Raw genomic sequence first — 24,840 nt, forward strand, 5'->3', positions numbered from 1 at the left:
TGCTTCTCCGGCCGCGCGCATCAAGGACGCAGCCGGGTGCGCCGGAGGAAGCAGCCGTCCAGGCCGGCAGGGCTCCGCAGCTCTCCGGCCAGGACATGGCGAAGGAATTCGGGCAGGAAATACTTGATGTCCCGGCCTTCTTTCAGGGACAGATAGCCGACGCCGAACGTGAACATGTCCAGCGTTCCGACCGGATATTCCCTGTCGTCGTCCAGATCGCTCCCGCCTGCCTTCAGCATCGTGATGCGGCTGCCGGCAGGGCGGCGCTCATCCCACTCCAGCTCGAGTCCATCCATGGCCAGGCATCCGAGCACCCTGCCGCGGAAGCCGAAGCCGCGAATCTCCATGCGGGTGTACTCCTCCAGCAAAGACTGCTCCAGCGCCAGGCGGATCTGGCTGCCCTTGAGCAGAATGCGGCAAGGGTTGACCGGAGAGGGGCACAGCGAGTGCAGCAGTCCGTCGCTGATCTCGCCCGCCGCCAGGCCGCCGAGCAGTTGCCCGGAATTGACGAGGCCGATATCGGCTCCCGTCCAGCGGCGCACTCCGGCCGCCAGCAGGTTGGCGAGCGGAGATTCGCGGTCCGTATCGAGAGGGAGCGGCCGGTCCAGCACCGCGCAGGCTCGCGACATGCTGAGCCGGGCTGATTCCTTGAAACGCTCCAAAATCATGGCCGCCCGCGGCTCCTCTTTCATGGAAGCCGTCGCGATGAGGCCGGCCTGAAACGTCAGCCGGCCGCTCTCGGCATCTCTTCCGATCTCGATCCTGCCCACATGCTCGCCGAATTTTCCGGTACCGCACAGCAAGGTCGTCCCGACTGCGATCGGCTCGTCCAGCTGATGATGCGTGTGGCCGCCGAGAATGAGGTCGATGCCGGGGATTTCTTCAGCCAGCCTGCGGTCTACCGGAAGTCCCAGATGGGACAGGACGACCAGGACATCGACCGTTGGACGCAGCTGCTCCGCCTGCTCCCGGATCGCTTCGACCGGATCCTTGACCGTCCATCCGAGCAGGCCGTAGAAGTTCGGATATGGCGCCGTAGCTCCGATCAGTCCGATGGCCAGACCGTTTTTAGGGATGACCAGGGAGGGCAGCAGCCATTCCGGAAGCTCGCCGGCATCGGCATCCTCCAGATTGCAGCAGAGCACCGGGAATCTCGCTTCGCAGCCGTACAGCCGCTCCAGCTCTTCCTTGGTATATGTCAGCCCTTCGTTGTTGCCCGGCACGCCGGCTTCATATCCGGCGGCGTTGAGGAGCTCGATATTGACGCTGCCTCCGCTTCCTTCCGTCTCCGGCCTCATCCGGTCGAGATGGTCGCCGATGTCGACGGCCATGACCCGGTCCGCTCCCCAAGTCCGCCGTGTATCCGCGATATAATCCGATATTCGGGCCGCCTCTTCCAGACGGCTGTGGATATCGTTGCTGTGGAGCAGCACGACGAGCGGCTCCCGATCTATGATTCTCTCATCCATGGACATCCTCCCGCTGGGCTCCAGGTTATGATCTATGAATGGCGTCTTCCAACAGCCGCTGATGTACAGTTAAGCCCGAAGCCCTTCAGCCGCCGATCTGGGACATCCGCCGGGCAGTAGGAGTATGGCTCAGCATTTCTCCATGCAGCTTGGCCGCCATCTCGTGGTTCTCGGGCTTGAGCCTGGCCGCTCGGAAGAACAGCTCGCGCATGGCAGCCGGATTCCCCAGCGCCTGCTTGACGTTCAGCTCATCCACCCAGTACAGGCAAGGCTGCAGGCTTCCGTCCGCGGTCAAGCGGAGCCTGTTGCAGGCGGCGCAGAAGCGGTCGCTGACGGGATGGATCAGCCCGAACGAGCCGGAAGCTCCGGAGAACGCCCAATTGTCCGAAGGGCCGTTGCCGGCAAGCCGCGACACCGGCGCATAGGGAATGCCGAGCCCGCCTGCTTCCTCCATGACTCGGCCGAGAGGAAGATAAGCGTTTCTCCACTGCTCGTCGTCATGGCCGATCGGCATGTATTCAATGAAACGGACATGCAGGGGATGCTCGATCGACATCCGCAGGAACGATCGGATCTCATCCTCGTTGATTCCTTTGAGCAGGACGCAGTTGAGCTTGATCGGGCCCAGTCCTGCCCGCGCGGCCGCCTCGATGCCCGCAATGACCTGCTCCAGCCCGCCGCGCCTGGCGATGAACCGGAAGCGCGCCGGATCCAGCGTATCCAGGCTGATGTTGACGCGGTCCAGGCCTGCATCGCGGAGCGCCTCCGCATGTCTGGAGAGCAGCATCCCGTTGGTCGTCATGGAAATCTCCTCGATGCCCTCGACGGCCTTGAGACTGCGGATGAGGCCGTCCAGACCCGGACGTACGAGCGGCTCTCCTCCGGTGATGCGCAGCTTGCGGAAGCCGAGGGCCGCCGCCGACTGGACGACCTCGACGATATGGTCGTAGCTCAGCAGCGTGTCGGAATCTGCGAACTGCATGCCTTCTTCTGGCATGCAGTAGAGGCAGCGCAGGTTGCAGCGGTCCGTGACCGATATGCGCAAATAGTCGTGGATCCGGCCGAATCGATCGCTCAGCATCTCGCTCTCCCCCTCCTGATTGTTTTATCAGTTTAACATTTTTGCAGGACATATGATATGCTGGAAGCAAACTAGCCGCTAAAGACAGGTGAGATCAACTCCATGAAATATGCATGGAAAATCGCTTTATTCGCCGGGCTGCCGGAGAGAATCGGCATGCCGGAAATCACGCTGGAGCTGCCTGAGGACAGCATGGCCGCTGGCAGCCTCAAAGCCGCCGTCGCCGCCGCTTATCCGGCTCATGCGGGCCTTATCGATGTCAGCTTTGTCGCCTGCAACGAGGCTTACGCCGCAGACGGGCAGATCGTGGGCTGCGGCGACAAGCTCGCCCTTCTTCCTCCCGTCTCCGGCGGGGAAGACAAGCCCTTCGGCAAGGAGGACGACAGCCGCGCTAAGCGCTACGTCATCACCTCGGCGCCGCTCGACGCAGGCCGGGTCTCCTCCCTCGTCCTTCACCCCGATCACGGAGCTGCCCTCGTGTTCATCGGCACGACGCGGGAGTGGACGCATGGCAAGCGGACCGTCCTGCTGGAATATGAAGCCTATGAGCCGATGGCGCTGCGGATGCTGGAACAGATCGGAGCGGAGCTGGCCGAACGATGGCCCGGCACCATCAGCGCCATCCACCATCGCATCGGCCCCGTCGCCGTCGGCGAGGCCAGCGTCGTCATCGCCGTCTCCTCGCCGCATCGGGACGGAGGCTACGATGCGAGCCGCTACGCGATCGAACGGCTCAAGCAGGTCGTGCCGATCTGGAAAAAAGAGATTTGGGAAGACGGATCCGAATGGAAGGGGCATCAGCAAGGGCCTTGGAATCCACTCGCGGACATTCCGTCATCGCCCGTGGAGGGATGAGCATGGACGAAGCAGCGGCAGACGGAGTCATCGCCGCCGGACAGCTCCCCCCTTCCTCCACTCGCTACGCGCGCCAGATCCGCTTTGCTCCTGTCGGAGAGGCAGGCCAGCATTCCCTTGCCTCCTCGCGGGCAGCCGTCGCGGGAATGGGCGCTCTCGGCTGCGTCATCGCCTCCCATCTGGTCCGCAGTGGAGTCGGGGAAGTCGTGCTGATCGACCGGGATATCGTGGAATGGAGCAACCTTCAGCGGCAGATGCTCTACTCCGAGCGGGACGCGGCGCTCGGCACGCCCAAGGCGGCGGCTGCGGCCGCGCGGCTGCGGGAAGCGAACAGCTCGGTCCGCGTCTTTGCCGAAATCGCCGATCTGACCTCAGCCAATGCGCCCAGCCTGCTGGCCGGAGCGGATATCATCGTAGACGGCACCGATAATTTCTCGACCCGCTATCTCATCAACGACTATGCCGTCAAACACGGCATTCCGTGGGTGTATGGCGGAGCCGTCGCCGCAAGCGGAATGACGCTGACCGTCATTCCTGGAGAGACGCCTTGTTACCGCTGCCTGTTCCCCTCTCCGCCGGCGGGCGGGACTGCCGACACCTGCGAGACGGCCGGAGTGCTCTCCCCGCTTGTCGACATCATCGGTTCCCTGCAGGCGATGGAAGCCATCAAATGGCTGACGGGAAACAGGGAAGCGCTGAGCGGATCGCTCCTGCAGCTGGATGTATGGCGCAACTCGTGGATGCAGGTATCGGCGGGCAATGCCAGGAAAGCCGATTGCCCCTGCTGCTCCAGAAGAGAGTTCGACTTCCTGGAAGAGCTGCAGCAGGAGTCTTCTGCCGTCCTGTGCGGCGCCTCTTCCGTGCAGGTCACGCCTTCGCGCACTCTGGAGCTCGATCTCCAGCAGCTCGCTTCGCGGCTGGCATCCAGCGGCCGCGCGGAGCTGGGCCCCTATAGTCTCCGCTACCGATCCGAGAGCGGATTGACGGTCATAATTTTCCCAGATGGAAGGGCACTAGTCCAAGGTACTCATGACCCTATTAAAGCAAAGGGCCTTTATACCGATATAATAGGTGAATAGGTTCAACTTTCACCCTATGCTTCCTGTATTTAGGATTATTTAGATAAGGGTGGGCAGCAGAATATAAACACTGTCGAGGTGCAACATGAGGGTGCATGTATCGGAAATCAAAGAAGGCGATCGGCTTAACAGCGACGCATTCAACCAGTTCGGGCTGAACGTCATGTCCAGCGGCACGATGCTGCGGTCATACGAAATCAGCAAGCTGTTGCAGCACGGAATCGATTACGTCGATTTGGAGGAGCTGCCGGCGGCAGAGATCGCTGAATTCGGACACAGGACGATCGAGTCCGGGTTGTCGCCCAAATGGCTGCCTGCCATGAAGCCGCTTTATGAGAGCGCTATTTCCGGATGCGAGGGTTTGTTCCGCCAGGCTGCAGGGGAAGGAAAAGTAACGGAAGAAGACGTCGAGCGCACCTTCCAGCCGCTCATGTCCAGGTTCCAGATGGAACGCGATGTCGTCTCCATGCTGCTCCTGCTGAATACGACCGATGACTATACGTACCAGCACTCGGTCCAGGTCGGAATGCTGTCCTATTACCTCTCCTCATGGATGGGGCATGAAGAGCAGGAATCGCTGCGCATCGGCAAAGCCGGCTTTCTCCATGACATCGGCAAATGCAGGATCCCCAAGAGCATCCTGAACAAGCCCGGGAAGCTGACCCCGGAAGAATACAAGGAAATCAAGCGCCATACCCTGTACGGAGAAGAAATCATCCTTAATTCCTACGAAGACCCCTATCTCTCCACGGCTGCCCTGCAGCATCACGAGCGCATGAACGGGAGCGGCTATCCCCATGGGATCAGCAACGAAGATATCTCCCCGATCGCCAAGATCGTGGCCGTCGCAGATGTGTACAGCGCCATGATCTCAGCCCGCGTCTACCAGGAAAAGCGCGACTTGCTCTATGTGCTTCGGGAGCTGTACCGGATGAGCTTCCATGAGCTTGACCCGATTACGACCCACACCTTCATCCGGCATATGATCCCCAACTTCATCGGCAAGCGGGTCGACCTCGACTCCGGGCAATCCGGCATCATCGTCATGACTCATCCAACGGAGTTTTTCCGCCCTCTCGTTCAGATGGAGGAAGAGTTCATCGACCTGACGATTGAACGCGAGTATGAAATTACCCAGGTTTATATGTAAAAAAAAGACCGCCCCGGATATGCCGGTGGCGGTCTTCTACTGCTAGTGCGAATCCCAAGGAGTCAAACATCGGATTCCTCCGATCTTCACGTCAGAGCCAGGCTCATGATCCATTGCTCCCCAAGATTCCCTGTCCGTCTGCGGCCGGTATCCTTGAAGCCGGTTTTGACGTACAGCCGCTGGGCCGCTATGTTCTTGCCGTTCACGGCCAGCACGACCTCGTCGCGGCCGGGAAGCTCCCGATGGACAAACTCCGCCAGGAGCTCCAGAGCTGCGGTGGCGCAGCCGCGGCCCTGCATGGAATGACCGATGGAGAATGCTGTGAGCAGCAGCGCTTTCCGATTGTCCGTGTAATCCTTCACCCGATCGCTCGCATGGAGGACGAAAAAACCGACTGGCTCTCCGCCAGCCAGAATGACGACCGGGAATCTGCCCGGAGATTCCTCCAGCATTTCTGCCGGCATGGCCGTGAACTGAGCTTGCTCCTTCGGCAGCTTGAACCGGCTCAAGCCTTCGAGATGATGGGGCTTGTACATGTCCAAGGATACCTGCTGGGACTGATTCATGCCGCAATTCCTCCGTATGTCATTGTTCATAAGCTGCTTATTCCGACGATGATCTTGAAGGCATTTCTGCCTTTCCGGATGCGCTTGAAGCCTTCCCGGGTATCCAGAATGAATACCGTCCTCCGGATCCATATGCGAATGTAGGCGGAACGCGGCTTCAGAGGTCCGAGAATGCCCCTCTGTTCGTGTTCCGTACCGTCCGCAAGCTCGATCTCCGTCCGGAGGAGCCAGCTGTTCCCGAATCCGAATTCAATGTATTTCAAGAATATAGGCCCCCCGGAAGACTTGTCCACTACCATTATGCAAGCGGGGCAGCATAGTTGTAAATATCACGGCGGTCGCGATCCCCTGCATGATCTTGTAGGCCATCGTAATGGGCCGGTTCGTTCCTTGACGGCTTTTAATCAGGTACTCGCTCTCGGCACACTGCTGCAGACTTGCTTTACCCGTTTTCGGTTCACTGTCGAGGTCGCCATCACGACACTGAAGTGAATTCAGTTGCAAGACGTCCGATGGCTGCGATTCAATGTCATAAGAGATTATTTCAAAACCGTATGCAAGCGTGAAGGTTACCGATTCTCCCCCCACACACCCTCAGGCATACGCATGCCGTGCACCTGCTGGAAGCCCGTGCAAATAAAAATACGTATCCGAGGGACTTGGGCACGCAAGCGTGAAAGTCACTGCGGATACGTATCTGCACGTTACGTGAAAGAACGAGGGCAATGCCCTTGATCTTTACGCGAAGTATCTTAGTTTGTTGGCAAATTCAGGGTTCCTGGAACCAGAAAAGGCTCGGTGAATAACCGTTATCCAATGCTTCCTTCCATCTCGAACTTGATGAGACGGTTCATCTCGACGGCGTACTCCATCGGCAGCTCCTTGGTGAACGGCTCGATGAAGCCCATGACGATCATCTGAGTCGCCTCGGCTTCCGTCAGGCCGCGGCTCATCAGGTAGAAGAGCTGGTCCTCGGATACTTTGGAGACGGTGGCTTCATGCTCGAGCGTCACGTTGTCGTTCATGATCTCGTTGTACGGGATCGTGTCGGACGTGGACTGGTTGTCGAGAATGAGCGTATCGCATTTGATGTTGGCTTTGGCGCCCTCGGCGTTGCGTCCGAAGGAGGTCAAGCCGCGGTAGGATACTTTGCCGCCGTGCTTGGAGATCGACTTGGAGACGATCGTCGAAGTCGTGTCGGGAGCAAGGTGGATCATCTTCGCGCCGGCATCCTGATGCTGGCCTTTGCCTGCGACGGCGATGGACAGAACCATGCCTTTCGCTCCGCGGCCCTTCAGGACGACAGCCGGGTATTTCATCGTCAGCTTGGAGCCGATGTTGCCGTCGACCCACTCCATCGTGGCGTTCTCTTCGGCAACGGCGCGCTTGGTGACGAGGTTGTAGATGTTCGGAGCCCAGTTCTGGATCGTCGTGTAGCGGACGCGTGCGTTCTTCTTCACGATGATCTCGACGACCGCGCTGTGCAGCGAGTTCGTGCTGTAGACCGGAGCCGTGCAGCCTTCGACGTAGTGCACGAAGCTGTCTTCGTCGGCGATGATGAGCGTGCGCTCGAACTGACCCATGTTCTCGGAGTTGATGCGGAAGTAAGCTTGCAGAGGCACCTCGCATTTTACGCCTTTAGGAACATAGATGAAGCTGCCGCCGGACCATACCGCGCTGTTCAGAGCCGCGAACTTGTTGTCCGTCGGAGGAATGACCGTGCCGAAGTGCTCGCGGAAAATCTCGGGATGCTCGCGGATAGCCGAGTCGGTATCCATGAAGATAACGCCTTGCTTCTCGAGGTCTTCCTGCATGCTGTGGTAGACGACCTCGGACTCGTACTGGGCGGATACGCCGGCGAGGAACTTCTGCTCGGCTTCCGGAATGCCCAGCTTGTCGAACGTCTCCTTGATTTCCTGCGGCACTTCTTCCCATGTCTTGCCTTGCTTCTCGGAAGGCTTGACGTAGTACTGGATGTCGTTGAAATCAAGATCGTCCATGTTGCCGCCCCATGTCGGCATCGGCATTTTGTTGAACTGCTCCAAGGATTTGAGGCGGAATTTCAGCATCCATTCCGGCTCGCCTTTCATTTCGGAGATCGTACGGACGATTTCCGGGGTCAGGCCTTTGCCCGACTGGAAAATTGATTTGTGCTCGTCGCGGAATCCGTATTTATATTCTTCCATTTCCGGCATCGATTTTGCCATGGTTTTCACGCTCCTTGTTATGGGATTGGAACTCTCTATTGCACAGTATTCACTCCGAAAACAATGATTCTTCACATCGCTGTTGCTCCCAGATTCCTTTCATCAATATTCAATAGGTGGAATCCGGGGACAAAGGCGACCGCTTGCGCTTCTCCAGAACTCATTGCTTTCTGCGTTATCCTGCCTAACGGAAAGTCGCCAACCAAAGCCGCCGCAAAAGCGACGGACTGCAATCAAGCCTACTTGCCCTGAGCCTCGACGCCCTTGCGGAGGGCGTTCCAAGCCAGAGTGGCGCACTTGATGCGCGCCGGGAATTTGTTCACGCCCGACAGGGACTCTATATCTTCAAGCTCCTCGAATTCCACCGGCTCGCCCTTCATGAGAGCGGAGAACTTGTCGGCCATGGCGTAAGCTTCTTCAAGCGTACGGCCTTTGACCGCCTCCGTCATCATGGAAGCCGAACTCATGCTGATGGAACAGCCTTCTCCGGTGAACTTCGCTTGCTTGACCACGTCTCCTTCCAGCTGGAGCTGGAGGGAGATGCGGTCGCCGCAGGTTGGATTGTTGAGGTTGATCGTAACTGCGTCTTCGTCCATCGTACCACGGTTGCGGGGGTTTTTATAGTGATCCATGATGACCCGGCGGTACAAATCATCCAATTGCATGTCCGAAGAACTCCTTTGTCCGCAGCAATGAAGCCGCCAGAGCGTCGACATCCTGCTCGGTATTGTACAGATAGAAGCTTGCCCTCGCAGTGGCCGTCACATCCAGCCAGCGCATCAGCGGCTGGCAGCAATGGTGGCCGGCCCGCACGGCGATGCCTTCGGAGTCGAGAGCCGTAGCCACGTCATGCGGATGCACGTCGTCCAGATTGAACGTAATCAGGCCGACGCGGCCCTCGCGCGGTCCGTAGATCGTGATGCCGTCGATTTCCGACAGCTTGCCGTAGGCGTAGGCCGCAAGCTCCTTCTCGTGACGGTCGATGTTGTCGAGGCCGATCTCCTCCAGGAAGTCGATCGCTGCCGCAAGGCCGATCGCGCCTGCGATGATCGGGGTGCCGGCTTCGAAGCGCCATGGAATGTCCTTCCAGGTGGAATCCTGCAGATCGACCAAGTCGATCATTTCGCCGCCGAACTCGATCGGCTCCATGTTCTCCAGCAGCGGCTTGCGCCCGTAGAGCGCGCCGATGCCGGTAGGTCCGCACATTTTGTGACCGGAAAGAGCATAGAAATCACAGTCGAGCGCCTGCACGTCGATCTTCATATGCGGCGTGCTCTGCGCGCCGTCTACGACCATCACGGCACCGTTGCGGTGAGCGATCTCGGTGATTTCCTTGATCGGGTTGATGACGCCGAGCACATTGGAGACATACATGACGGATACGATCTTTGTGCGGTCCGTAACGGTCTTCTCCACGTCCTCGAGCGAGATCGTTCCGTCCGGCTGCAGCGGAATATACTTCAGCACCGCACCGGAGCGCTTGGCTGCCTGCTGCCAGGGAATCAGATTGCTGTGATGCTCCATCGGCGTGATGACGATCTCGTCGCCTTCCTCCAATACGGACGGGGCATATCCCGACGCGACCAGATTCAGCGCCGTAGTCGTGCCGCGCGTGAAGATGATCTGCTCCGGCGAAGGAGAGCCGATGAACTCCGCTACGCGCGCCCGAGCGCCCTCGTAGGCGTCTGTAGCCCGGGATCCCAGCGTGTGGACGCCGCGATGCACGTTGGAGTTGTCATATTCGTAATAACGCTTGACGGCCTCAATGACGGAACGCGGCTTCTGGGAAGTCGCCGCGCTGTCGAGGTAAACGAGCGGATGCCCGTTAACCTCTTGATGAAGAATCGGGAACTGCTTCCTGATCTCCTCGATATTCATTAGGCGTTCAGCTTCCTTTCGAGCAGTTGCTGCAGCTGCTCGCGGACCGCGTCGATCGGAATTTCAGTTACAACCGGCGCTAGGAATCCGTAGATGATGAGCCGTTCTGCATCCTGCTTGGAAATGCCCCGGCTCATCAAGTAGTAGACTTGCTCGGGGTTGACTTGCCCTACGCTGGCTGCATGGCCTGCCGTTACGTCATCCTCGTCGATGAGAAGGATCGGGTTCGCGTCTCCGCGGGCTTTCGGATTCAGCATGAGAACTTTCTCCGTCTGAACGCCGTTGGCTTTGGTCGCGCCCTTCTCGATCTTGGTGATGCCGTTGATGATCGCCGTCGCCTCGTCTCTCATGACGGCGCGGGTGACCATGTTGCTGTCGGAGTTCAGGCCGAAGTGCTTGGCCTGAGTCGTCAGGCTCATGCGCTGCTTGCCCGCGCCGATGCTGACGACGGCCGCATCCGAGGAGGATCCGTTGCCCTTGAGGACGGACAGCGTATCGGACATGACGTTGCCGTCGTTGAGATCGCCGATCACCCATTGGATGCGCGCGTCGTTCTCAAGCACAGCACGGCGTACGGACATGTCGATCACGTTGGAGCCCAGTTGGTGGATCGAAGCGAAGTCGACGTGGGCGCCGGCTTCAACGAAGATCTCCACCATGGAATGGTGGACCGCGTCGGCTCCTCCGCCAACGGTAAGAGCGTTGTCGACGTAAGTTACGCGGCTGTGGCGTTCGGCCACGATGACGATATGCGGAGCGAACGATACCGATGCATCCTCGTTGTAGAAGAGGGCTTGCAGCGGAACTTCAACCTCGACATTCTTCGGCACGTACAGGAATACGCCGCCGTTCCACAGCGCAGCGTGCAGCGCCGTCAGCTTGTTCTCGTCCTTGGCGATGGCCTTGAACAGGTATTTTTGCACGAGATCGGGATGCTCGGAAGCAGCCGTCTCGAGATCTGTGAAGATGACACCTTTGGCTGCCAGCTCCTCCGGCAGGCGGCGCAGGACATTGCCCGATCCGCGCTGCACCAGCAGTGCTTGCGCGCCGGCTACGAGCGATGCCGCTTGCTCAGGCAGCTCGTTTTCGGAAGCAAGAGCCGTGTTTTGGCCATGCTGGCCAAGCGCGCCAAGATTCCAGCGGTCGATGCGGATCTTCTCCGGCTTCGGCCATTCCAGGCTGGCCGACAGCTCGGCCGCTTCGCCGCGCAGGGCAGTCAGCCATGCCGGCTCGCCCTTGCCGCGGGATACTTCTTCCGCATATGCCCGTTCAACGGGGTTCGATACTTCTGTGCTCATCTGGTTCCCTCCCGTCTTAGGCTTGGCCGACTGTTTCGTCTTCGATGCCAAGCTCAGCCTTAACCCAGTCATAACCTTCCGCTTCGAGACGCTCAGCCAGCTCAGGACCGCCCGATTTGACGATGCGGCCTTGCATCATGACATGCACGAAGTCAGGCTTGACATAGTTCAGCAGGCGCTGGTAGTGAGTGATGACCAGGAAAGCGCGGTCCTCGGAACGCATCGCGTTGACGCCTTGCGCGACGATCTTCAGGGCATCGATGTCGAGGCCGGAGTCGATTTCGTCCAGGATGACGACCTTCGGATCCAGCAGCATCATCTGCAGAATCTCGTTGCGCTTCTTCTCGCCGCCGGAGAAGCCTTCGTTGAGGTAACGGTGGGCGAACTCGGGGTTCATGTCCAGCTCTTTCATCTTGCCTTCCATCTGGCGGATGAACTTGATGAGGGAAATCTCGCTGCCTTCCTCGCGGCGGGCGTTGATCGCGCTGCGCAGGAAGTCGGAGTTCGTCACGCCGGAAATCTCGCTCGGGTACTGCATCGCCAGGAACAGGCCTGCGCGGGCGCGCTCGTCCACTGCCATCTCCATGAGGTCTTCGTCGTTCAGCGTCGCGGTGCCTTCGGTCACTTCATACTTAGGATGCCCCATGAGTGCGGAAGCCAGCGTACTTTTGCCCGTTCCGTTCGGTCCCATGATCGCGTGGATTTCTCCACCCTTCATGCTGAGGTTGATGCCTTTGAGAATTTCCTTGCCTTCGATCGTTGCCTTGAGTCCGTCAATGACGAATTGCGTTGCCATCTTTGAAATGCTCCCTTCAAATATGAGTACTTCCGGCGACGGTGTCCCGCTGGGCGGATTCCGCCGTGGAAGCTGTCTGCTTTGCGAGTTTCCGGGAACAATTGCGCCCGAAGTTCATTCTCAGTCGTTCTCAATAATAATTTTAGTATAAAACTCGTTATAAATCAATCAATCGCGGCCGCGCCGAGCAAGCTTCGGATTTCCATTCTCATCCGGTTGAACTCCTCGTCTCCAAGCACAGGCTCCGATTGTTCGCCGTCCAGCCCCTCGGGCAAGGAAATCCACGACTTGCAGCCGGTGAAAGCCGGCTCCATCGGCAGCCGCAGCGGCTGCCTCAGCTTGTACACCCGAAGCAGCAGCACATGCAGCGGATCCCGCTTCTTCCATCTCAAGCGTTCCTCGGCAAAGGAATCCGTCCAGATATGCCGCTCCCTGATCCGCTCCAGAACCTCCGGATCCGTGACCGGAATGTCCTCGACCGCATGCGCCCAGCTCGATATCGACACCGTGCCGGCACCCGGGCCCGCCCATTCTCCGAGCACTTCGTCCAGAAGCGGACGGGCTTCCTCCTTGAGAAGCTCCGGCCGCTGATGCTCATAAGCCGGGAGCAGATAGAAATCCGGCCGCTCCAGCCGGAAGTGCCGGGTCTCCTCGGCTATGCCGCCCTTGCGCAGGACGACGATCTGGCGCCCTTCCTCGAGCGCCCGGACCGCGACGGCCCATTCCTTCAGCGCTGCGGCTCCTGCGCCGGCTCCGTCAGATACGTTCACTTCGGCTACACATCCTTTCACCCGTCAAGCATATTCGCCCCATTATATCAAACGAGCCTATTTCAAGTCTAAAAAAGATGGGCTATAATTAGGGCTTATGTAGAACGAAAGCCTGGCGTCCGCACGCGGCCGCAAGCGATCTCATGAATTGTTCCTTCTTTTATTATGCTACCCATGAAAGGTGGAAATCACTAATGCCAGCATATCATCCCTACAGCGAGGCGGAAGCGGTCGAGCTCGCCCGCACGGTGGGAGGAGTCTTCGCTCCCGGAGCGGAGCTGGAATGCACCGAGATCGGCGACGGCAACCTGAATCTCGTCTTCCATATTACCGAGCCTGCGACCGGCAAAGGGCTCATCGTGAAGCAGGCGCTGCCTTATGTCAAAGTATTCGGCGAGTCCTGGCCGCTGTCGGTCGACCGCGCGCGGATCGAAGGCGAAGCTCTCAAGATCCAGCACAGCCTGGCGCCCGAGCTGGTGCCGCAAGTCTATTTCACCGACCATGAGCAGGCGATCACCGTCATGGAAGACCTCAGCAGCCATGTCATCATGCGCAAAGGATTGATGGAAGGCACTCTGTATCCGCGATTCGCGAGCGACATCTCCACCTTCCTCGCCCAGACGCTGTTCTTCACCTCGGATCTCGGCATGAGCCAGCAGGAGAAGAAGCTGCGCCAGCAGTCGTTCGTCAACGTGGAGCTGTGCCAGATTACGGAAGACCTCATCTTCGACGAGCCTTACCGCGAGCACGAGCGCAACAACTACGAGGATTCCATCGCCGACGAGGCGCTGGCGCTCCGCACGGACGCCGCGCTCCATCTGGAAATCGCCGTATTGAGGGAGAAGTTCCTCACCCGCGGAGAGGCGCTGATCCACGGAGACCTGCATACCGGCAGCATCTTCGCCCTGCCCGACTCCACCAAGGTGATCGACCCCGAGTTCGCTTTCTACGGCCCGATGGGCTTCGATATCGGCGCGGTCATCGCGAACCTGCTGCTCAACTTTGCCGGACAGGAGCATTGGAGCCCGGAGGCGGATTCCCGCAAGCAGTACCGGGAATTCCTCGCGGAGACCGTTCGCGGCGTATGGACGCAGTTCGCCGCCAAGTTCCGCACGCTGTGGGACGAGCACGGCAAGGATCCCGTCTTCTCCGCCGCGGCGGGCTTCCAGGATCTGTATATGAGCCGGCTGCTGCAGGATACGGCCGGATTCGCCGGAGCCAAGATGGTCCGCCGCGTCGTCGGCTTCGCCCATGTCGCCGATCTCGACGCGATTCCGGACGACGCCGTCCGCGAGCGCGCGAAGCGCATGGCACTGGCGATCGGCAAGGAGCTCGTCAAGCGCCACCGCACCATCGCCTCGATCGAGGAAGTCATCGACATCGCCCTTACTGCATCCGCGCGCTGAGCGCGGATGGCGCAACGACACCTTGCCCGGAAGGCCGGCTCCGCCGGCACGATCGCCGGACAGGGATAATGAACGGAGGAACCATCATGACCGACAGCTCAGCCGCATACCCCGGCCTGCAATCCCTCATTTGGGCGGGTAGCCAGCTTCAGCTGCTTGACCAGCGCCTGCTCCCGGAAGAAACCGTCTATCTTCCCTTGACGGATGCCGAAGGCGTCTGGGAAGCGATCCGACATATGAAAGTAAGGGGAGCTCCCGCCATCGGCATCGCTGCCGCCTACGGGCTTGTGCTCGGCAGCGGCCTGCCCGGCCAGCCCTTCCAGGCGGACGACAGCCTCGCCGCCTGGCTTGGCCGCGTAACGGAGAAAGCCGGCTATCTGGCGACGAGCCGTCCGACGGCCGTCAACCTGTTCTGGGCGCTGGACCGCATGAAAGCCCGCGCGGCGGAGCTGGCCCAAAGCGCCGTCTCCCTCGATGAGGCCAAGCAAAGCCTGCTCGACGAGGCGATCGCCATCCAAAGCGAGGACGAGGCGACGAACCGGATGATCGGCGAGCATGCGCTGGAGCTCATGCGCGACGGCATGGGCGTCTTGACCCACTGCAACGCAGGCGGACTCGCCACCGCGAAGTACGGGACGGCGCTTGCTCCGTTCTATCTGGCTCAAGAGCGCGGAATCTCGCTCAAAGTATTCGCGGACGAGACCCGTCCTGTCCTTCAGGGGGCGAGGCTGACCGCCTTCGAGCTGCAGCAGGCCGGCGTCGACGTGACGCTCATCTGCGACAATATGGCCGGCATGGTCATGAACAAGGGCTGGATCGACGCCGTCATCGTCGGCACCGACCGCGTCGCCGCGAACGGCGATGTCGCCAACAAGATCGGCACGTACAGCGTGGCTGTGCTCGCCAAAGCCCACGGAATTCCTTTCTATGTCGCATGTCCTCTCTCCACCATCGATCTCGGCACGCCTACCGGAGCGGAGATTCCGATCGAAGAGCGCCACGCGGAGGAAGTGACCGAGGGCTTCGGCAAGCGCACCGCACCTCAAGGCGTCAAGGTGTACAATCCGGCATTCGATGTGACGCCTGCCGAATATGTCACAGCCATCATTACCGAAAAAGGCGTTATCCGGCCGCCCTACGGCGAAAACCTCAAGAAGCTGTTCGAGGAGCTCCGCCAGGGATAATGCCGCTGGACAGCAGCAAGCCGCCAGGGAGATCTCCATGGCGGCTTTTTGTGCTCAGCCCTGATCGGCAATGAATAATTGGGACAGCGGACTCCCTCAGTCGTCATCGCCTGTCCGATCGCCGTCCAGCGGCAGCCCGACGACGATCGTCGTTCCTTTGTTCTCCTCGCTATGTACCGTGACCGTGCCGCCATGGTTTTCGACGATTTTTTTGCTGACCATGAAGCCAAGGCCGGTCCCTTTCTCCTTGGTCGTGTAGAAAGGCTGTCCGAGCCTCTCCAGCAAATGGGCCGGAATGCCGCAGCCCTCATCGATGAAGCTGACCATCACACCTCGTCCGTGCGGCTTCATCCGGGCGTCGATAATCAGGCTGCCGCCTCTTGACATCGCCTCGATCGCATTTTTGATCATATTGATGCACACCTGCTTCAGCTGGTTCTCCTCGCACATGATCATCATTTCCTCGTCGCTGAAAGAAGTGATGATCTGCACGTCATTCAGGATCGCCTGCGCGTTCAGCAGCGTGACGACATCCTCCAGCAGAAGGCGGATATCCTTCGCTTCAAAGTGGACGGCCTGAGGCTTGGCCAGCATGAGCAGCTCGCTGAGAATCTGCTCGATCCGGCGGATTTCCGAGGCCATGATTTCATAGAAATAATCCCGCTTCTCCGTGCTTCCGGACTGAAGGAGCTGAAGGAAGCCCTTGAGCGCCGTGACCGGATTGCGGATCTCATGGGCGATGCCGGCCGCCAGCTCCCCCGCGATCGACAGCTTCTCCGAGCGGATCAGCAGCTCCTGGGCCTGCAATCTCTCTGTAATGTCCCTAATGATGACCGCTCTGCCCCTGATCCGATCCTCGGCGTCGAGAAGCGGAAAGCTCGACACCATGACATGGAGGCGGACGCCGTTTTTCGTCACCCGCTCCGATTCATAGCCCTCGATGCTTCTCCCCGCCGTAATGATGGTTTTATTGCGCCCCACCTCGAAGGTTTTCTCGTCCGGGAGCAGAGGCAGCGCATGGCCCGGAATACCGACCAGCTCATCCATGGTCCAGCCGAATGTCGTCTCGAAAGCCTGGTTGACGCTGACGGTCAGGTCATGGTCATCCAGAATAAGCACCGGATCCAAGTTCCGGGTGATGAAAGACTCCAGCTGATGCTTCGTCGCCAGCAGCTGGCTCCGCATCTGGCTTGCTTCCTGCTTGCTGCGGTCCATGTCGATCTGCTGCTCGTTCTGCACGGCCAGGGACGGGTAGATATCGGAGCGGCGCAGGTACAGGCTGGACCCGACGAATTCCTCGTCGGTCATATGATATTCGTGGCTCCGCAGCAGCGCGAGCTGGAAGGCAGCCGATATCTGCCTGCCGTCATAGGCGCATACGGAGATCAGCCCGTTCCCGCCTATGCATTCATCCGCCAAATGGTCCATAGCGTCGAGCTTGAGGCTGACCTCTTCGACATCCTTGAGCGGAATATTGCCCCAGGCACGCAGGAGCAAGCCTTGTTTCTGATAGGATTCCACGGCGCGGGAAAATCTCTCCATGAAGATGCCGCTCCGGAACCCTCCGTCGATCCGGTACAGCTCTTCCCGATCGATATGATGGACAAGGGCAAGCTGGCTCTCATCCATCTGGCGGGATAGCAGCATGCGGATGGTTTGATAGAGCGTCGCGGATTCAACCATCACGGTCTGATGCCCCTGCTGGATTCCCATACGGACAAACGCAACCGCATTTTGAATGTAGCGGTCCAAATTTTCATAAATGTATACAATATGGCCGTTACCCGAAATGCTCATCATCCCGCTCAACGGCACGTTAGAATTCGGAAGGATCGCAGAAAACCACTCTTCATTGGCAAATGGACGCATTCATTCTCCCTCCAGGAAATCGATTGTGTCTATTTCATCAACGAACGGATCAATCCCTCCAGCCAGATGGCCTATTTTCCAAAAAAACAACAAAAAAGGGCAGCATTTCCGCTGCCCCTCCTTGCCATCCTGCTTCATTCCTCTATTCGGAAATCCTCCTGCTCTTCCGTCAAGCCAGCTGCCGGACGGCTTCGATTCCCTTCATGCCGACATAGAGGCCGGCTTCTCCAGCCGCCTCCGTGACCGATTCCAGCGGAGCGTCAAGCAGCTCCTCCAGCGTCCGGACGCCGACGGCGCGCGCAGCGACGACTCCCCGTTCCTTCAGCTTGGGGTTGCTGTCGAACAAAGCGACGTCCAGCGCTCCGCACATGATATATCCTTTATCCGTCGTTACAGCGAGCAGCGTCGTCTTAGGCAGCTTCACTTCGATGCCGAGCGCGGTTTTTCCGTCTCCGAGAGCAACGGGTACAATCTGCATCATGACAATGGGCCACCTCCCTTCTCAGCACTCCCGTATTGTATGCGTGGAGGGTCGGGGAAGGTGAATGCCCGCTCTTTGACGATGGCGCCGTCAACAGCAAAGGCCGCCGTCAACAGAGCCGACAGCGGCCAAAGGCGTTCCGAGCAGCCTTGCCGGCTGCGATGCCGAGCAGCTCTTCGGCATTGGCGCTGCACGGGCCGATTCGGCAGCCATCCTCCCTCGTCACGGCGACGAAATCGCCTTCCGTCAGAAGGGTTCTGTCTAGCAGCTCGTGTTCATTCGCGTTTCCGTCATCTTTCATTGCCGCTCAGGCCTCCGCCTTCTTTGTTATACGGCCTGCTCTTGGAGGCGGGCATGAATCCAGGCATCCAGAAGAGTGAACGTTTCTTTTGCAGCATCGACCATTTCGTCACCCTGCCGCGGCTCGGAGCCTTCCCGAACAAGCAGCTCCCTCATCTCGCCCCATCTTGCCCTCGTGTCGGGGCCGTAGGCGTAGAAGTACGACAATCCCGATTCGGGGGCGAGCTGCAAGCCGGAAGCCAGCTTCCTGCTGATGACCTGTCCGCCGAGCGTGGAGCCTTCCATGACATATAGATAACCGAGCATGCGCGCCGGTACGGAGACATCCGGAAGGGAAGCGCATATGGGAATGGAATCGATGTCCGTCCTCGAATAGCCGAGCTCCATGAAATCCTTCTCTAGCAAAGGCAGCTTGGCGAGCCTTGAGGGATCGATGCCCCATGCTTCCGCTGCGGGGCGGGCCAGCACGATGGCCTCCATCGGCTTGATGAAGCCATAGAACAGCTCCAAATACTGCTTGTATTGCTCAAGAGTCATCGTCTGATCCATGATGGCTTTGGCATATGCATTGCTTTCAAGCTGCTCATGGCTGGGCGCCGTTTCCTCGCGCAATCTTTCCAATATGCCTGCGGACATTCGGAAAACCTCCTCTATAAGTTGAATCCCTTTTATCTTCCAGAATATCCCTTATTTTATCCCTTGCCAGGGTTCGATCTCATGGACTTATAGCTTATAACCCATAATTGAAAACCGATTCCATAGCGGATCTCGACCTCAAAAATAGGTCTATGTCATTAGGTGATCTAATGATATAGTTATACCATTATCTCTATGAAGTTCGGAGGAACTACATACATCATGAACGGCAAAGGACCTAATACCTATTCCTTCCAGACGGATCTCATTATTGACGCGGTTACCCGGGACCTTGCCGAGGCCAGGCTCAAGCTGCTGCTCCAGTCGGCAGGCATAAGCAGCTACAAGATCGGCAAGAGCTCCCTCGTAGGCGCCTCGTTCCCTGAAGAACATGCTCCATTCGGGATGGCAACGCCAACGGCAAGCTCCGTATCGCCCGAGGCCGCACAGCCTTCCAACGGCTCCGAATCCTTGAGCGTCACATCCACCCTGCTGCATCATATGGAACAAAAGACTCTCGTCCGGCTCAGCGTCAACAAAGGCAAGGGCGTCCGAATGAGCATTCCGGGAAGAATCCTCAACATCGAAGGCAATCTCATCACCGTCTATCATGTCGACGAGAAGCAGGTCTACACTTTCCTGCTCCAGGAAATCGACGACTTCAACTAGCATGCAGGCACGCAGCGCGTCCGCCCGAGTCCAGCCGGCTGCTTCGTCCTTCATTCCCCTGTTTTTGCAAATGCGGCGGCACCTCCAAGGTGCCGCCGCATTTTTGCTTTCAAGGCTACGAATCCGCGGGCGGCTGCTCCGCTCTCAGGAACGGCCCCGGGCGCTCCAGGCGGCCCAGGCAGTCAGCCCCCAGCCTGCGATGAAGCAGAGTCCCCCGAGCGGCGTGATGGCTCCGAGCCAAGTGACTCCGCTCATGCTCAGCACGTACAAGCTTCCCGAGAAGAGGAAGATGCCGGCATTGATGAGACGGCCGCCGTTGCGCAAGGCCCGGATCTCTCCCAGACGGCTGGCGGCGAAGGCGATGAGGATAAGGGCAATGGCATGATACATCTGATAACGGACGCCGGTCTCGAATACGTCCAGCATGTCGCTCGTAAGACGGTCCTTGAGCCCATGGGCGCCGAACGCTCCGAGCGCGACGGAGATCAGGGCATGCACCGAGCCGTAGGCGATATAACGGGGAAACATGATGCGGCTTCACCTCTTCTTGCAAGCACGTTATCCGGCTCGCGAATGTTCCTATTATACCATATCCTCTTCGAGGCTCGTCCAGCGCCAGTAGACGCCGGACCCCGGCACCGGCATCAGGTAATGAATCCCCTCCCCATGAATATACTTGGAGAACAGGTCCTACAGGCTCTGAAATACACATAGTGGGGTGAGCGGCTATGACGGAACCGCTGTCCATCGTCTCCCGCGAGGATTGGTCCCTGCATCGCAAAGGCTATCAGGACCAGACCCGCCATCAGCAGAAGGTGCGCGAGGCCATCAAGCAAAATCTGAAAGATATCGTCACCGACGAAAGCATCATCCTCTCGAATGGACGCGAAACCGTCAAGGTGCCGGTAAAAAGCATCGACGAGTACCGCTTCGTCTACAATTACAACAAGCAGCAGCATGTCGGACAAGGAGACGGGGACTCTCAGGTAGGCGACGTCCTTGGCGTGGATCCTTCCGCCGCCAAAGGCAAAGGCAAAGGGCAAGGGGCCGGCGATCAGGCCGGAGAGGATTATTTCGAGACCGAAGTCACCATGGATGAGCTGGAGGATCTGCTGTTCGAGGAGCTGGAGCTGCCGAGGCTGGAGCAGAAGCAGAAGGAGAACGTTCAAGCCGCCGACATCGTTTTTCAGGATATCCGCAAAAAAGGCATCATGAGCAACATCGACAAGAAGCGTACGCTGCTCGAGAATCTTCGGCGCAACGCCAACGCCGGACGCCAAGGCATCGGGGGGATTACTCCGGAGGATCTGCGCTATAAAACCTGGCAGGAAGTCATCAAGCCCCACTCCAACGCCGTCGTGCTCGCCCTCATGGATACATCCGGCAGCATGGGCTCGTTCGAGAAATACTGCGCCCGCAGCTTCTTCTTCTGGATGACCAAGTTCCTGCGCCGCAAATACGAGCATGTCGAGATCGTCTTCGTCGCCCACCATACGGAAGCGAAGGAAGTGACCGAGGAGGAGTTCTTCACCCGCGGCGAGAGCGGCGGCACGATCTGCTCATCCGCTTATCAGAAGGCTCTCGACATCATCGACAGCCGCTATCCCTCGGCCAACTGGAATATTTACCCTTTCCACTTTTCCGACGGCGACAACCTGACCTCGGACAACGAGAAATGCATCAAGCTGATCGACGAGCTGATGAAGCGGTCCAACCTGTTCGGCTATGGCGAGGTCAACCAGTACAACCGGAGCAGCACCCTGATGTCCGCCTACAAGCATATCCAGGACAAGAAATTCCTGTTCTCCGTCATCCGCGACAAAAGCGAGGTCTACAATGCCCTCAAACGGTTCTTCGCGAAGCCGGCAGGCTGAAGCCCGGCCGGCAGCCGCCCTGGCTGGCCCGCCATGATGAGGCCGAGTGCCGGCTCGCGGCGTCATGCTATTGGCTGCCTCGCGGCATTCACGCCGATGGCCGTCTCGCGGCATTCACGCCGATGGCCTCCTCTCGGCGTCATGCCATTGGCTGTCTCGCGGCATTCACGCCGATGGCCGCCTCACGGCGTCATGCTGTTGCTTTCTCGCGGCGTCTTGCCATCGGCTGTCTAGCAGCGTCCAGCCATTGGCTGTCTCGCGGCGTTCACGCTAAAGGCCGTCTCTTGGCGGTCGGCATTTGCCGCCTCGCGACGCGCCAAAAGGGCTGCGCCCCGCCGGACCTTGTGGGGTCTAGCGGTCGGCACAGCCCTTTGCCTGCGGCAGGACGCCTCCCGGCATCCTGCCCCTCATGCCGCTGCTCGCGTTATACAAACCAGACTCGGCTTATGATGACAAGCAGAATGAACAGGACCAGAATGATGCTTGTGCGGGTCCAACCGGCTCCTCCGGCATACGACACGGCTTTCTTTAACGGCCGTATGGTTCAACCTACGCGGAACATGGCGCGCGCTATTGGACGAGTGCCTCCCGGCGCGATGAATATCCTTGCTGAAACCGAGGTGAGACGACATGAAATGGAGCGGACAGGCGAAGGAAACGGCCCAACGGCTCCGGGATGAGCTTCTGGAGTGGCAGAGTCCCGACGGCGCATGGCGGCTGTGCTGCGAGAGCGGCGTCATGAGCGATGCTTTTTTGCTGATTCTGCTGCAGGCGATGGATTGGATGGAGGATCACCGCGAGCTCGCGGGGCGGATCGCTCAGCGCATCGCCGTGCTTCAGGAGAACGGCGGAGGCTGGAAGCTGCATGAAGATCAGAAGGAAGGCCATCTGGAGTCGACTGTGGAAGCCTATTACGCGCTGCTCTCCACCGGCTACTACGAATACGGCGATCCTCGGATGGTCAACGCCCGCCGCTTCATTCTCGCACGAGGCGGGCTTGGAGAAGTGCGGACGATGATGACGCAGGTACTGCTCTGCATGACCGGCCAGCTGGATTGGCCGCGGGTTCTTCGCATTCCGGTCGAGACGCTGCTCGCCCCGTCCTGGCTGCCGATCAGCCTGTTCGATCTGTCCGGCCATGCCCGCGTCCATCTCGTGCCGGTGCTCATGCTGGCCTCCGGCAGCTTCAAGCTGGGCGATGGACGCCTGCCCAATCTCTCGGAGCTCGTGGCCGGAGAGAGCCGGAGCTTCCTGAAGCCTCCTACGCTTCCGGGGCCGCTCGCCGGCATGGCCGAGGCGCTCGCCGCCGGCCATTCCCCTCTATACCCGGCATCGCTGGACAAGGGCGAGAAATTCATGCTCGAGCGGATAGAGCCGAACGGCACTCTGCTCACCTATTCGACCGCCACCATCCTCATGATCGCAGCTCTCGTCTCCATCGGCTACCCGCCAAGCCATGAGATCATAAGGCACGGCCTACAAGGAATCCAGTCGCTCGTATGGGATGATCCGCGGCATGAGATCTCTCATTTGCAGATCGCTTCCTCGACCGTATGGGATACGGCGATGCTGGGCTGCGTGCTTCATGAAAGCGGACTTCCCGGAGAACATGACGCGCTCCAGCGGGCGGCCGGATATATAGCCTCCCGTCAGCAGACGGTCAAGGGCGACTGGGCCCGCCGCAATCACCGCACGCCGCCCGGAGGCTGGGGGTTTTCGGATGTGAACACCCGCTACCCGGATATCGACGATACGACCGCTTCTCTCTCGATGCTCCAACGGATACATGCGGGAGATGCTTTTCCGGATGAAGCCCGGGAACGAGGGGACCGCTGGGTATGGTCGATGCAGAACAAAAGCGGCGGCTGGCCAGCCTTCGAGCGCGAAGCCGGAAGCCCGCTGATCGGGCTTATCCAGTTCGAACAGGCCTCGCAGATCGTCACCGATCCGCCAACCGTCGATCTGACCGCCCGTACGCTGTTATGGGCAAGCCGCCGGAATGCCCCGTCGCCTTCATGGGTAAGCGCAGCGATCGACGCCGATGAAGGCGGAGACAATCCGGATAGCGACGCCGCTGCCCGTGCAGCCGCCTGGATCCTGAAGCAGCAGCAGCGCCCCGGATGCTGGCCGGGACGCTGGGGAATCGCCTATGTGCACGGTACCGGCGCCGCACTCGCCGGTCTTATGGCCATGCGTGCCAAGCGCAGCGCTTCAGCTCTCTACCGCGGCATGAACTGGCTTCTCTCCGTGCAGAATGCGGATGGCGGCTGGGGCGAATCCTGCTTCAGCGACGTCGCCGCAGAATACCGCGCGCTCGGAGCAAGCACGCCATCGCAAACCGCCTGGGCGCTCGAGGGATTGATGGCTCATCCCTCTTCGCCCCCCGCCGCCATCGATCGGGGCATCGAATGCCTGATCGAACTGCTGGAAGCGGAAGACTGGCGCAGCCGCTATCCGACCGGCGGCGGCTTGCCCGGTCATGTGTATCTGAACTACCACAGCAGCCGGTACATATGGCCGCTGCGAGTGTTGTCCGCTTATGTGGCAAGCGCGTCATCCGGCCCGGATCGGCGCTGAACCGAGGAGTTGATCCCACGGGGACCGCTTTAGCTGGCGGGTGATTTTCAGTCGTCGTGTTCTCCCCGAGTCTGGGTTGGGGAAAATCAAACACATGCCGCGGCCATTTCATTAAATAGCTAAACCCGGCTCTCTCGGAGCCGGGTTTAGCTATTTTCGAAATGCCGTTCCTGCTCCCTCTGAAGCAGAATCTCCGACCTAACCTCCATCTCCAGTGCAAGTGGAGGGCTTGGTTCGCACCGAGGGCTGAGACTGGATAAGCGACTAAGACGGTTTTCTCGGCTTATTCCGGTCCGAGAGCCCAACGAGAGCGACTAAGACGGTTTTCTCGGCTTATTCCGGTCCCGAGAGCCCAACGAGAGCGACTAAGACGGTTTTCTCGGCTTATTCCGGTCCGAGAGCCCAATGAGAGCGAATAAGACGGATTTTTCGGCTTATTCCGGTCCGAGAGCCCAACGAGAGCGAATAAAACGGATTTTTCGGCTTATTCCGGTCTCGAGAGCCCAACGAGAGCGAATAAGACGGATTTTTCGGCTTATTCCGGTCCGAGAGCCCAACGAGAGCGAATAAGACGGATTTTTCGGCTTATTCCGGTCCCGAGAGCCCGACGAGAGCGATTTAGACGGTTTTCTCGGCTTATTCCGGTTTTAAATCCGGTTGAAAGGTCTAGGAAAGAGGTTTACGGAACAGTCCTC

At 59.2% G+C, this 24,840-nt stretch carries 24 protein-coding genes and 1 pseudogene; 9 read left to right on the plus strand and 16 right to left on the minus strand.

Features of this window, described 5'->3' with window-relative positions:
• Nucleotides 1-20: 20 nt before the first annotated feature.
• On the minus strand, nt 21-1,469 hold the full coding sequence (locus AC06G8_RS16725) for a bifunctional metallophosphatase/5'-nucleotidase (protein WP_447663752.1): 1,449 nt from the start codon (nt 1,467-1,469) through the stop codon (nt 21-23).
• Between the two features lie 85 nt (nt 1,470-1,554).
• Complete coding sequence (moaA, locus tag AC06G8_RS16730) at nt 1,555-2,550, minus strand: GTP 3',8-cyclase MoaA (RefSeq protein ID WP_447663754.1); 996 nt, start codon at nt 2,548-2,550, stop codon at nt 1,555-1,557.
• 102 nt (nt 2,551-2,652) lie between these two features.
• Here moaA and AC06G8_RS16735 point away from each other — a divergent pair, with 102 nt between their 5' ends.
• The 3 genes from AC06G8_RS16735 to AC06G8_RS16745 all read left to right on the plus strand — a co-directional run bounded on the left by AC06G8_RS16735 (nt 2,653) and on the right by AC06G8_RS16745 (nt 5,634).
• Complete coding sequence (locus AC06G8_RS16735) at nt 2,653-3,405, plus strand: molybdenum cofactor biosynthesis protein MoaE (RefSeq protein WP_447663756.1); 753 nt, start codon at nt 2,653-2,655, stop codon at nt 3,403-3,405.
• Nucleotides 3,406-3,407: 2 nt separating this feature from the next.
• Nucleotides 3,408-4,484, plus strand: a complete 1,077-nt coding sequence (locus AC06G8_RS16740) for a ThiF family adenylyltransferase (protein WP_447663757.1) — start codon at nt 3,408-3,410, stop codon at nt 4,482-4,484.
• 85 nt (nt 4,485-4,569) lie between these two features.
• On the plus strand, nt 4,570-5,634 hold the full coding sequence (locus AC06G8_RS16745) for an HD-GYP domain-containing protein (RefSeq protein WP_447663758.1): 1,065 nt from the start codon (nt 4,570-4,572) through the stop codon (nt 5,632-5,634).
• 86 nt (nt 5,635-5,720) lie between these two features.
• On the opposite strand, the gene AC06G8_RS16750 is transcribed toward AC06G8_RS16745, so the two are convergent.
• Complete coding sequence (locus AC06G8_RS16750; protein WP_480283345.1) at nt 5,721-6,200, minus strand: GNAT family N-acetyltransferase; 480 nt, start codon at nt 6,198-6,200, stop codon at nt 5,721-5,723.
• A 26-nt stretch (nt 6,201-6,226) separates the two neighbouring features.
• Nucleotides 6,227-6,463 carry a DUF3977 family protein gene (locus AC06G8_RS16755; protein WP_447663760.1) on the minus strand — a complete coding sequence of 79 codons (237 nt, stop codon included), beginning with the start codon at nt 6,461-6,463 and terminating at the stop codon, nt 6,227-6,229.
• A 241-nt stretch (nt 6,464-6,704) separates the two neighbouring features.
• Between AC06G8_RS16755 and AC06G8_RS16760 the strand changes: the two are divergent.
• Nucleotides 6,705-6,912 (plus strand): annotated as a pseudogene (locus AC06G8_RS16760) (tyrosine-type recombinase/integrase); the annotation flags it as partial.
• 97 nt (nt 6,913-7,009) lie between these two features.
• On the opposite strand, the gene sufB reads toward AC06G8_RS16760, so the two are convergent.
• The 6 genes from sufB to AC06G8_RS16790 all read right to left on the minus strand — a co-directional run bounded on the left by sufB (nt 7,010) and on the right by AC06G8_RS16790 (nt 13,149).
• Nucleotides 7,010-8,407, minus strand: a complete 1,398-nt coding sequence (sufB, locus tag AC06G8_RS16765) for a Fe-S cluster assembly protein SufB (RefSeq protein ID WP_447663761.1) — start codon at nt 8,405-8,407, stop codon at nt 7,010-7,012.
• Nucleotides 8,408-8,646: 239 nt separating this feature from the next.
• Nucleotides 8,647-9,072, minus strand: a complete 426-nt coding sequence (gene sufU / locus AC06G8_RS16770) for a Fe-S cluster assembly sulfur transfer protein SufU (protein ID WP_447663763.1) — start codon at nt 9,070-9,072, stop codon at nt 8,647-8,649.
• A complete protein-coding gene (locus AC06G8_RS16775; protein ID WP_447663764.1) occupies nt 9,059-10,285 on the minus strand; it encodes a cysteine desulfurase in 1,227 nt (408 codons plus the stop codon). The genes sufU and AC06G8_RS16775 overlap by 14 nt, the downstream gene beginning before the upstream one ends.
• A complete protein-coding gene (gene sufD / locus AC06G8_RS16780) occupies nt 10,285-11,583 on the minus strand; it encodes a Fe-S cluster assembly protein SufD (RefSeq protein WP_447663765.1) in 1,299 nt (432 codons plus the stop codon). The genes AC06G8_RS16775 and sufD overlap by 1 nt, the downstream gene beginning before the upstream one ends.
• Nucleotides 11,584-11,599: 16 nt before the next feature.
• Nucleotides 11,600-12,379, minus strand: a complete 780-nt coding sequence (gene sufC, locus AC06G8_RS16785; protein WP_048749392.1) for a Fe-S cluster assembly ATPase SufC — start codon at nt 12,377-12,379, stop codon at nt 11,600-11,602.
• 164 nt (nt 12,380-12,543) lie between these two features.
• Complete coding sequence (locus AC06G8_RS16790) at nt 12,544-13,149, minus strand: DUF1802 family protein (RefSeq protein ID WP_447663767.1); 606 nt, start codon at nt 13,147-13,149, stop codon at nt 12,544-12,546.
• 194 nt (nt 13,150-13,343) lie between these two features.
• Here AC06G8_RS16790 and mtnK point away from each other — a divergent pair, with 194 nt between their 5' ends.
• Together mtnK and mtnA are read left to right on the plus strand one after the other, a co-directional pair.
• Entirely contained in the window at nt 13,344-14,555 is a 1,212-nt protein-coding gene (mtnK, locus tag AC06G8_RS16795) for an S-methyl-5-thioribose kinase (protein WP_447663769.1), read from the plus strand.
• An 86-nt stretch (nt 14,556-14,641) separates the two neighbouring features.
• The gene (gene mtnA / locus AC06G8_RS16800; RefSeq protein ID WP_480283346.1) at nt 14,642-15,739 is read left to right on the plus strand and encodes an S-methyl-5-thioribose-1-phosphate isomerase; all 1,098 of its coding nucleotides are present in this window, start codon (nt 14,642-14,644) and stop codon (nt 15,737-15,739) included.
• A 96-nt stretch (nt 15,740-15,835) separates the two neighbouring features.
• On the opposite strand, the gene AC06G8_RS16805 is transcribed toward mtnA, so the two are convergent.
• The 4 genes from AC06G8_RS16805 to AC06G8_RS16820 form a co-directional block, all read right to left on the minus strand.
• The gene (locus AC06G8_RS16805; protein WP_480283347.1) at nt 15,836-17,608 is read right to left on the minus strand and encodes an ATP-binding protein; all 1,773 of its coding nucleotides are present in this window, start codon (nt 17,606-17,608) and stop codon (nt 15,836-15,838) included.
• A 169-nt stretch (nt 17,609-17,777) separates the two neighbouring features.
• Entirely contained in the window at nt 17,778-18,089 is a 312-nt protein-coding gene (locus AC06G8_RS16810) for a YunC family protein (RefSeq protein ID WP_447663772.1), read from the minus strand.
• 109 nt (nt 18,090-18,198) lie between these two features.
• Complete coding sequence (locus tag AC06G8_RS16815) at nt 18,199-18,390, minus strand: hypothetical protein (protein WP_447663773.1); 192 nt, start codon at nt 18,388-18,390, stop codon at nt 18,199-18,201.
• 26 nt (nt 18,391-18,416) lie between these two features.
• Entirely contained in the window at nt 18,417-19,025 is a 609-nt protein-coding gene (locus tag AC06G8_RS16820) for a biliverdin-producing heme oxygenase (protein ID WP_480283348.1), read from the minus strand.
• A 222-nt stretch (nt 19,026-19,247) separates the two neighbouring features.
• Here AC06G8_RS16820 and AC06G8_RS16825 point away from each other — a divergent pair, with 222 nt between their 5' ends.
• Nucleotides 19,248-19,694: a hypothetical protein gene (locus AC06G8_RS16825; RefSeq protein ID WP_480283349.1), complete on the plus strand. Its 447-nt coding sequence runs from the start codon at nt 19,248-19,250 to the stop codon at nt 19,692-19,694.
• A gap of 144 nt (nt 19,695-19,838) precedes the next feature.
• Here AC06G8_RS16825 and AC06G8_RS16830 read toward each other — a convergent pair whose 3' ends face one another.
• The gene (locus AC06G8_RS16830; RefSeq protein ID WP_447663778.1) at nt 19,839-20,222 is read right to left on the minus strand and encodes a DUF423 domain-containing protein; all 384 of its coding nucleotides are present in this window, start codon (nt 20,220-20,222) and stop codon (nt 19,839-19,841) included.
• Between the two features lie 200 nt (nt 20,223-20,422).
• Between AC06G8_RS16830 and yhbH the strand changes: the two genes are divergently transcribed.
• On the plus strand, nt 20,423-21,568 hold the full coding sequence (gene yhbH, locus AC06G8_RS16835) for a sporulation protein YhbH (RefSeq protein WP_447663780.1): 1,146 nt from the start codon (nt 20,423-20,425) through the stop codon (nt 21,566-21,568).
• Nucleotides 21,569-21,992: 424 nt separating this feature from the next.
• On the opposite strand, the gene AC06G8_RS16840 is transcribed toward yhbH, so the two are convergent.
• The gene (locus AC06G8_RS16840; protein WP_480283350.1) at nt 21,993-22,088 is read right to left on the minus strand and encodes a YjcZ family sporulation protein; all 96 of its coding nucleotides are present in this window, start codon (nt 22,086-22,088) and stop codon (nt 21,993-21,995) included.
• A 110-nt stretch (nt 22,089-22,198) separates the two neighbouring features.
• On the opposite strand from AC06G8_RS16840, the gene AC06G8_RS16845 reads away from it, so the two are divergent.
• Nucleotides 22,199-24,145 (plus strand): prenyltransferase/squalene oxidase repeat-containing protein, encoded by a 1,947-nt coding sequence (locus AC06G8_RS16845; RefSeq protein ID WP_480283351.1) that lies wholly within the window; start codon nt 22,199-22,201, stop codon nt 24,143-24,145.
• Nucleotides 24,146-24,840 lie beyond the last annotated feature (695 nt).

The sequence above is a fragment of the Paenibacillus sp. SJS-P3 genome (genome assembly GCF_056711585.1).

Excerpts from the sequence above, each read along its gene's own strand:
- sufU (WP_447663763.1), bottom strand. The coding sequence starts at position 9,072 with ATGCAATTGGATGATTTGTACCGCCGGGTCATCATGGATCACTATAAA.
- moaA (WP_447663754.1), bottom strand. The coding sequence starts at position 2,550 with ATGCTGAGCGATCGATTCGGCCGGATCCACGACTATTTGCGCATATCG.
- AC06G8_RS16820 (WP_480283348.1), bottom strand. The coding sequence starts at position 19,025 with ATGTCCGCAGGCATATTGGAAAGATTGCGCGAGGAAACGGCGCCCAGC.
- yhbH (WP_447663780.1), top strand. The coding sequence starts at position 20,423 with ATGACGGAACCGCTGTCCATCGTCTCCCGCGAGGATTGGTCCCTGCAT.
- sufB (WP_447663761.1), bottom strand. The coding sequence starts at position 8,407 with ATGGCAAAATCGATGCCGGAAATGGAAGAATATAAATACGGATTCCGC.
- AC06G8_RS16825 (WP_480283349.1), top strand. The coding sequence starts at position 19,248 with ATGAACGGCAAAGGACCTAATACCTATTCCTTCCAGACGGATCTCATT.
- AC06G8_RS16845 (WP_480283351.1), top strand. The coding sequence starts at position 22,199 with ATGAAATGGAGCGGACAGGCGAAGGAAACGGCCCAACGGCTCCGGGAT.
- AC06G8_RS16830 (WP_447663778.1), bottom strand. The coding sequence starts at position 20,222 with ATGTTTCCCCGTTATATCGCCTACGGCTCGGTGCATGCCCTGATCTCC.
- AC06G8_RS16750 (WP_480283345.1), bottom strand. The coding sequence starts at position 6,200 with ATGAATCAGTCCCAGCAGGTATCCTTGGACATGTACAAGCCCCATCAT.
- AC06G8_RS16740 (WP_447663757.1), top strand. The coding sequence starts at position 3,408 with ATGGACGAAGCAGCGGCAGACGGAGTCATCGCCGCCGGACAGCTCCCC.
- sufC (WP_048749392.1), bottom strand. The coding sequence starts at position 12,379 with ATGGCAACGCAATTCGTCATTGACGGACTCAAGGCAACGATCGAAGGC.
- AC06G8_RS16810 (WP_447663772.1), bottom strand. The coding sequence starts at position 18,089 with ATGATGCAGATTGTACCCGTTGCTCTCGGAGACGGAAAAACCGCGCTC.
- sufD (WP_447663765.1), bottom strand. The coding sequence starts at position 11,583 with ATGAGCACAGAAGTATCGAACCCCGTTGAACGGGCATATGCGGAAGAA.
- mtnA (WP_480283346.1), top strand. The coding sequence starts at position 14,642 with ATGACCGACAGCTCAGCCGCATACCCCGGCCTGCAATCCCTCATTTGG.
- AC06G8_RS16805 (WP_480283347.1), bottom strand. The coding sequence starts at position 17,608 with ATGCGTCCATTTGCCAATGAAGAGTGGTTTTCTGCGATCCTTCCGAAT.
- AC06G8_RS16745 (WP_447663758.1), top strand. The coding sequence starts at position 4,570 with ATGAGGGTGCATGTATCGGAAATCAAAGAAGGCGATCGGCTTAACAGC.
- AC06G8_RS16725 (WP_447663752.1), bottom strand. The coding sequence starts at position 1,469 with ATGGATGAGAGAATCATAGATCGGGAGCCGCTCGTCGTGCTGCTCCAC.
- AC06G8_RS16735 (WP_447663756.1), top strand. The coding sequence starts at position 2,653 with ATGAAATATGCATGGAAAATCGCTTTATTCGCCGGGCTGCCGGAGAGA.
- mtnK (WP_447663769.1), top strand. The coding sequence starts at position 13,344 with ATGCCAGCATATCATCCCTACAGCGAGGCGGAAGCGGTCGAGCTCGCC.
- AC06G8_RS16815 (WP_447663773.1), bottom strand. The coding sequence starts at position 18,390 with ATGAAAGATGACGGAAACGCGAATGAACACGAGCTGCTAGACAGAACC.
- AC06G8_RS16775 (WP_447663764.1), bottom strand. The coding sequence starts at position 10,285 with ATGAATATCGAGGAGATCAGGAAGCAGTTCCCGATTCTTCATCAAGAG.